The following is a 6,546-nucleotide window of genomic DNA, read 5'->3' as shown; positions in this document are numbered from 1 at the left end:
TGGCCAGCGTGCCTTCCTCCATCGTCGGGGAAAGCGCGGGCATCTTGATCTCGATACCCATCAGTACGACTCCACCAGCACGTCGGTGTAGAGCTCGCCCGCCTGGGGCTCGGGGGTGCTTTCCGCGAAGTCCGCGGCCTCGTTGACCAGCTTGCGGATATCCTGCTCGACCTGCTTCAACTCGTCTTCCTTCACGCCCTGTTCCGCGAGCAGCTTCTTGATGTGTTCGATCGGATCGGATTTCTCTCGCACCGCCTGGACCTCCTCGCGGCTGCGATACTTGGCCGGGTCCGACATCGAATGGCCGCGATAGCGATAGGTCTTCATCTCGAGGATGATCGGCCCCTTTCCGGCGCGGACCCAGGCGAGCGCCTCTTCGGCCGCACCGCGGCAGGCGAGCACGTCCATGCCGTCGACCTGGATGCCAGGAATGCGGAAGCTCTCGCCGCGGCGATACAGCTGATCCTCGGCGCTGGAGCGGTTGACCGACGTGCCCATCGCGTACTGGTTGTTCTCGATCACGTAGATCACCGGCAGCTTCCACAGCTCGGCCATGTTGAAGCTCTCGTACACCTGGCCCTGGTTCGACGCGCCGTCGCCGAAATAGGCGAGGCAGACGCCACCATCGTTCTTGTACTTGTGGCTGAAGCCTAGCCCGGTGCCGAGCGACACCTGCGCGCCGACGATGCCGTGCCCGCCGTAGAATTTATGTTCGACGCTGAACATGTGCATCGAACCGCCCTTGCCCTTGGAGATCCCCGCGGCGCGGCCGGTGAGTTCGGCCATGACGTCCTTGGGCGGGATCCCGCACAGCAGCATATGGCCGTGGTCGCGGTAGCCGGTGATCACGCTGTCCTTGTCCGACAGCGCCGACTGCAGCCCGACCGCGACCGCTTCCTGGCCGATATAGAGGTGGCAGAAGCCGCCGATCAGGCCGAGGCCGTAGAGCTGCCCGGCCTTCTCCTCGAAGCGGCGGATCAGCAGCATTTCCTTGTAGAACGCGATCAGTTCGTCGCGGGTCGCCTGATAGGGCGTCGGTTCCGACGGCCGCTCGCGGTTCGGAATGGCGGGTTCGGCGGAGAGAGCGGGGGCTTTTGCCACGTATAAACCTCGAAGGTCCTTGGGGAGGAGCGCTGCCTATAGTCCGGCAACGGCGCGAACATCAATTGCGCAAGGCATGATGCGCGCGGATCGTTTGTGTGCGGCCAAACAAGGCTTGTTGTCGTCGTGGCGTCCAGAGGATTAAGGCGACCCTTAATGACTGCACCCCCGCATCCGCTCCGCATCGCCAATTTCCGTGCCTATTTCGCCGCGCGCTTCGCGATGACGCTGGCGCAGAACGCGATGATCATCGTGATCGGCTGGCAGACCTACACGATCGCGCGGCAGTCGATGTCGCCCAGTGCCGCCGCGGCACAGCTCGGGCTGATCGGCCTGCTTCAGTTCCTGCCGTTGTTCGTGACCACGCCGGTGACGGGTCTCGTCGCGGACCGATTCGACCGCCGCTGGATCGCGCGGCTTACCGTCACACTGCAGTTCGGCTGCGCGCTGACGCTGGCGCTAGTGACGTACGAGAACGCGATGACCCTGCCCGTGCTGTTCGCGATCGCGGTGCTGCTGGGGCTGGCCCGTGCCTTCTCGGGTCCGGCATTCTCGGCGCTCGCCCCCAATCTGGTGCCGCGGGAGGTGCTGCCGACCGCGATCGCGCTGTCGTCGATATCGTGGCAGGTCGGCACGATCATCGGCCCCGCGATCGGCGGCTATGCCTATGCGCGTACGCCGTCGGCCGCCTACTTCCTCGCTGCAGCGCTGTTCGCCACCGCGCTCGTCGCGATGTTCCTGATCGGCAAGGTGCCCCGCGCGAACCAGGTCGGCCGAGCCCAGCCGCTGAAGGCGATCGCCGACGGCATGGCCTATGTCTGGCAGAACAAGCTGGTGCTCGGCACGATCACGCTCGATCTGTTCGCGGTGTTCCTGGCAGGGACCAGCGCCCTCCTGCCGATCTATGCGCACGACATCCTGAAGGTCGGCCCGACCGGCCTGAGCGAACTCGCCGCGGCGCCCGCGGTGGGCGCGGCGGTGGTCGCGCTGCTCTTCTCGGTTCGGCCGCTGAAGCACAATGTCGGCCCGCGGATGCTGGTGTCGGTGCTGGTCTACGGCGCGGCGACGATCGCGTTCGGCCTGTCGACGAGCATGCCGCTCAGCCTGATCGCGCTCGCGGTCGCTGGCGCGGCGGACATGTTCTCGGTCTATATCCGCCAGTCGCTGATCCAGCTTCACACCCCCGACGAGATGCGCGGCCGGGTCGGCGCGGTGTCGCAGCTGACGATCTCCGCCTCCAACGAGCTCGGCGAGGCCGAATCGGGCTTCCTCGCCGCCGGCTTCGGGCCGGTCGGCGCGGTGCTGATCGGAGGTGGCGGAGCGATCGTCGTCACCCTATTATGGACCTTCCTGTTCCCTTCGATCCGCCGAGCCCGGAGCTTCGATCCGCCCGCGACGTTGATCGATCCCGCGCCACTCAAACCGGAGCCTGCGCCATGAAAGCCACCACGATCCTCGATACGATCGGCAACACACCGCATATCCGGCTGTCGAAGCTATTTCCCGATTCGGAAGTCTGGATTAAATCGGAGCGTTCGAACCCGGGCGGTTCGATCAAGGACCGCATCGCGCTCGCGATGATCGAAGCCGCCGAAGCGGACGGCAGCCTGACCCCCGGCGGTACGATCATCGAACCGACCAGCGGCAACACCGGCGTCGGGCTGGCGATGGTCGCCGCGGTGAAGGGCTATAAGCTGGTGCTGGTGATGCCAGAGAGCATGTCGCTCGAGCGCCGCCGCCTGATGCTCGCTTATGGCGCGACCTTCGACCTGACCCCGCGCGAGAAGGGCATGAAGGGCGCGATCGAACGCGCGCTCGAGCTGGTCGACCAGACGCCGGGCAGCTGGATGCCGCAGCAATTTGAGAACCCCGCGAATATCGAGGTCCATGTCCGCACCACCGCGCAGGAGATCCTCGCCGACTTCGCCGATACGCCGATCGACGTGCTGATCACCGGCGTCGGCACCGGCGGCCACATCACCGGCGTCGCCGAGACGTTGAAGCAGACTTGGCCCCAGTTGAAGGTCTTCGCGGTCGAGCCCGCCGCGTCGCCGGTGATCGCGGGCGGCCAACCGGGCCCGCACCCGATCCAGGGCATCGGCGCCGGCTTCATTCCGCGCAATCTCCACACACAGGCGCTCGACGGCGTGATCGAGGTCGATGCCGCGGTCGCCAAGGATATGGCACGCCGTTCCGCGACCGAGGAAGGCATGCTCGTCGGGATCAGCTCGGGCGCGACGCTCGCCGCGATCCTCCAGAAGCTGCCCGATCTGCCCGACGACGCCCGCGTGCTCGGCTTCAACTACGACACTGGCGAGCGTTATTTGTCGGTCCCGGATTTTCTGCCCGAACAGTGAGCGCCGTCACACCCGCGCGCGTCACCCCACCGGTCCGCGCGATCCTCCTCGGCGTCGCGATCCTGGCGATCGCGGCGCCCGCATATATCGTAACCCACCCGCCCTCGATCCCGCAGCGCGTCCGGGTGCCGATGCCGCCCAAGCGCGTCGTCCCGCAGGCGGAGCTGCCCCCGGTCGAGCCGGTCGAGTTCGTCAAGCTCTCGTTGAAGGATGCGCGCGCCTATAACGACCAGATCCCCTTCTCCACCGCACCCAATCCCGCCGCGCGCCCGTTCCGCTATGCGGGCACCGGCGACGATCGCGCCCGCGCGCTCGACTGCCTCGCCACCGCGGTGCTCTACGAGGCCGGCGACGACACCAAGGGCGAGCGCGCGGTCGCGCAGGTCGTGCTCAACCGCCTGCGCCACCCCGCCTTCCCCAAGACGGTGTGCGGCGTGGTATTCGAGGGATCCGAACGCAGCACCGGCTGCCAGTTCAGCTTCACCTGCGACGGCGCGGTGACCCGCTGGAAGCCGAGCGAGGGCGGATGGCGCCGCGCCCGCCAGGTCGCCGAACTGGCGCTGTCGGGCTCGGTCTACAAGCCGGTCGGCTATGCCACCCATTACCATACCGACTGGGTCGTGCCCTATTGGCAGTCGAGTCTCGTCAAGCTCGCCGCGGTCGGCTCGCATCTGTTCTTCCGCTGGGAAGGCTGGTGGGGCACCCCGCCGGCGTTCGGCCGCCGCCAAGTCGCGGGCGAGCCCGCGATCGCGCAACTCGCCGCGATTTCCGACGCACACCGCACTGGCACCGCCCTCGCCGAGGCGGACGCCGCACTCGCCGAAGCCGCAGCGGCGACCGGCACCACCAGCGGCCCGCTGGCGAGCGACGCCAACAGCTTCCTCGCCACCCTCCCCGCTGGCCTGATCGCGGAGAGTTTCCCGCAGCTCGCCGAGCAGGCCTGCGGCGACCGCCCGTTGTGCAAATACTCCGCCTGGAGCGACCGTGCGCGCACCCCGACGACGCTGCCGCTCGAACCCGCACAGATCGCGACCATGACCTTCAGCTACTTGCGCGATCGAGCGACCGGCTATCAGAAGGCGCTGTGGAACTGCCAACAGATCAAGCGCAGCGACCCGACGCAATGCATGAAGGTGCAGGTGTATATGACGGGCGCGCCGGCTCCCACCGCATCCACGCCTCCTGCGTTCGAGGCGCGTGGGCCCGTCGAGCTGGGCGGTGTGCGGCGGACGAACGAGGCCAAAGCGACCGTCAGCAACGTCATCGAGCCGCGAAGCAAGCTGCCGCCGAACAAGCCGCTCTTGATCAAGCCCTTGGCCAAGCCGGCGCCTGTAAAGCCGATCGGCGCAGTGACGCCTGCCTCGCCGGCGACGCCATGATAGAGTCGGGATCGGCCTGCAGAAGCGAGATGTCGGCCTGCACGCTTAAGGATGGAGAATTCTATGATCCTCAAAACTCTTGCGATGGCCTCGGCCAGCCTCGCGCTTGTTGCAACGCCGGTCGCCGCGACCGCCGCCAGCAGCAATCCCGCCTCCAGCCTTTCCGTCGCCAAGTCGGTTCGCGCAGGGTCGGTGACGGCGAAATCGAACAAGCTCGCTGGAGCGAGCACCATCCCGCTCGTGATCGGCGCCGCCATCATCGCCGGCGTCACCTATCTGATCGTCGACAAAGAGAATGACGACGACGACGCAGACAGCAACTAAGCTAACCACGGGCTTGCGGCCGTAACCGATAAGCCTTTGCAAGCTGGAAGACGCCCGGGCGCTGCTCGGGCGTTCTTCTATGGCTGAATAGCGACCGCCAAGCCGACGTAACGGGGGCACGAGCCCCCCAGTCCGATCACGCCGCCAGGAACATCTCCGGCGGCAGCGCCATCAGCGACTCCGCGCCGCCTTCGATCTTGCGACGCAGCGCGCCCGCATCGGGCACGATCCGCTCGGCGAAGAAGCGCGCGGTCACCAGCTTGGCGTCGAGGAACCCCGCGCCGAACTGACCACCGTCGCCAGCGTTCTTCAGCGCCGATGCCGCGACCGCCATACGCAGCCACATCAGCCCGACGGCGACGATGCCCATCAGATGCAGGTAGCTGGTCGCGCCCGCGCCGACATTGTCGGGGTTCTTCATGCCGTTGGCCATGAACCACATCGTCGCCGCCTGTAGCTCGCCATTGGCGCGTTCCAGCGCGGTCGCGATCGCCGTGGTGGCCGGATCGGCCTTGCCAGCGGCGACTTCCTCGCCGACAATGCGGAACAGCGTCTGCACCGCGCGGCCGCCATTCTGCGCGAGCTTGCGGCCGACCAGGTCCATTGCCTGGACGCCGTTGGTGCCTTCGTAGATCATCGCGATCCGCGCATCGCGCACATATTGCTCCATGCCCCATTCGGCGATGTAGCCGTGCCCGCCATAGACCTGCTGCGCGTTGGTCGCGATCTCATAGCCCTTGTCGGTGCCGTAGCCCTTGATCACCGGGGTGAGCAGCCCGATCAGGTCGGCCGCGACCTGGCGGTCTTCCTCGCTCGCGGCGATATGTTCCAGATCGACCTGCAGCGCCCCCCAGAGGCACAGCGCGCGCAGCCCCTCGGTCAGCGCCTTGCCCTCCATCAGGATGCGGCGAACGTCGGGATGGACGAACAGCGGGTCGGCCTTCTCGGTCGGCTCCGCCGGACCGGTCAGCGCGCGGCCTTGGCGGCGATCGCCGGCATAGGCCACCGCGTTTTGATAGGCGGTCTCGGCGACGGCAAGCCCCTGCAACCCGACACCCAGTCGCGCCGCGTTCATCATGATGAACATCGCGGCGAGGCCCTTCATCTCGTCGCCGACGAGCCAGCCGATCGCGCCGTCATAGTTCATCACGCAGGTCGAATTGGCGTGGATGCCCATCTTGTGCTCGATAGAACCGCAGGTCACCGCGTTGCGCGCGCCGAGGCTGCCGTCGTCTTCGACCATGAACTTCGGCGCCACGAACAGCGAGATGCCCTTCGAGCTGTCGGGCGCACCCGGCGTCTTGGCGAGCACCAGGTGGATGATGTTCTCCGTCAGGTCGTGCTCGCCCGACGAGATGAAGATCTTGGTGCCGGTGATCGCGTAG

Annotated in this window: 6 protein-coding genes; 4 read left to right on the top strand and 2 right to left on the bottom strand. The window is 66.8% G+C overall.

The window, feature by feature from the left end:
• Positions 1-60 precede the first annotated feature (60 nt).
• Positions 61-1,101 carry a pyruvate dehydrogenase (acetyl-transferring) E1 component subunit alpha gene (pdhA, locus tag ACFE77_RS15705; protein ID WP_375422587.1) on the bottom strand — a complete coding sequence of 347 codons (1,041 nt, stop codon included), beginning with the start codon at positions 1,099-1,101 and terminating at the stop codon, positions 61-63.
• A 156-nt stretch (positions 1,102-1,257) separates the two neighbouring features.
• On the opposite strand from pdhA, the gene ACFE77_RS15700 reads away from it, so the two are divergent.
• The 4 genes from ACFE77_RS15700 to ACFE77_RS15685 all read left to right on the top strand — a co-directional run bounded on the left by ACFE77_RS15700 (position 1,258) and on the right by ACFE77_RS15685 (position 5,161).
• Entirely contained in the window at positions 1,258-2,541 is a 1,284-nt protein-coding gene (locus tag ACFE77_RS15700; RefSeq protein ID WP_375422586.1) for an MFS transporter, read from the top strand.
• Positions 2,538-3,458 carry a cysteine synthase A gene (gene cysK, locus ACFE77_RS15695; RefSeq protein WP_375422585.1) on the top strand — a complete coding sequence of 307 codons (921 nt, stop codon included), beginning with the start codon at positions 2,538-2,540 and terminating at the stop codon, positions 3,456-3,458. The genes ACFE77_RS15700 and cysK overlap by 4 nt, the downstream gene beginning before the upstream one ends.
• Positions 3,455-4,837, top strand: a complete 1,383-nt coding sequence (locus tag ACFE77_RS15690; protein WP_375422584.1) for a cell wall hydrolase — start codon at positions 3,455-3,457, stop codon at positions 4,835-4,837. The genes cysK and ACFE77_RS15690 overlap by 4 nt, the downstream gene beginning before the upstream one ends.
• 84 nt (positions 4,838-4,921) lie before the next feature.
• On the top strand, positions 4,922-5,161 hold the full coding sequence (locus tag ACFE77_RS15685) for a hypothetical protein (RefSeq protein ID WP_375422583.1): 240 nt from the start codon (positions 4,922-4,924) through the stop codon (positions 5,159-5,161).
• A 136-nt stretch (positions 5,162-5,297) separates the two neighbouring features.
• Here ACFE77_RS15685 and ACFE77_RS15680 read toward each other — a convergent pair.
• The coding region (locus ACFE77_RS15680; RefSeq protein ID WP_375422582.1) for an acyl-CoA dehydrogenase at positions 5,298-6,546 on the bottom strand (1,249 nt) is incomplete at its 5' end.

The organism is uncultured Sphingomonas sp. (assembly GCF_964243315.1).
GTDB lineage: Bacteria > Pseudomonadota > Alphaproteobacteria > Sphingomonadales > Sphingomonadaceae > Sphingomonas.
Note: the sequence above shows the minus strand (reverse complement) of the source record. Positions and strands in the feature narration are given on the sequence as shown.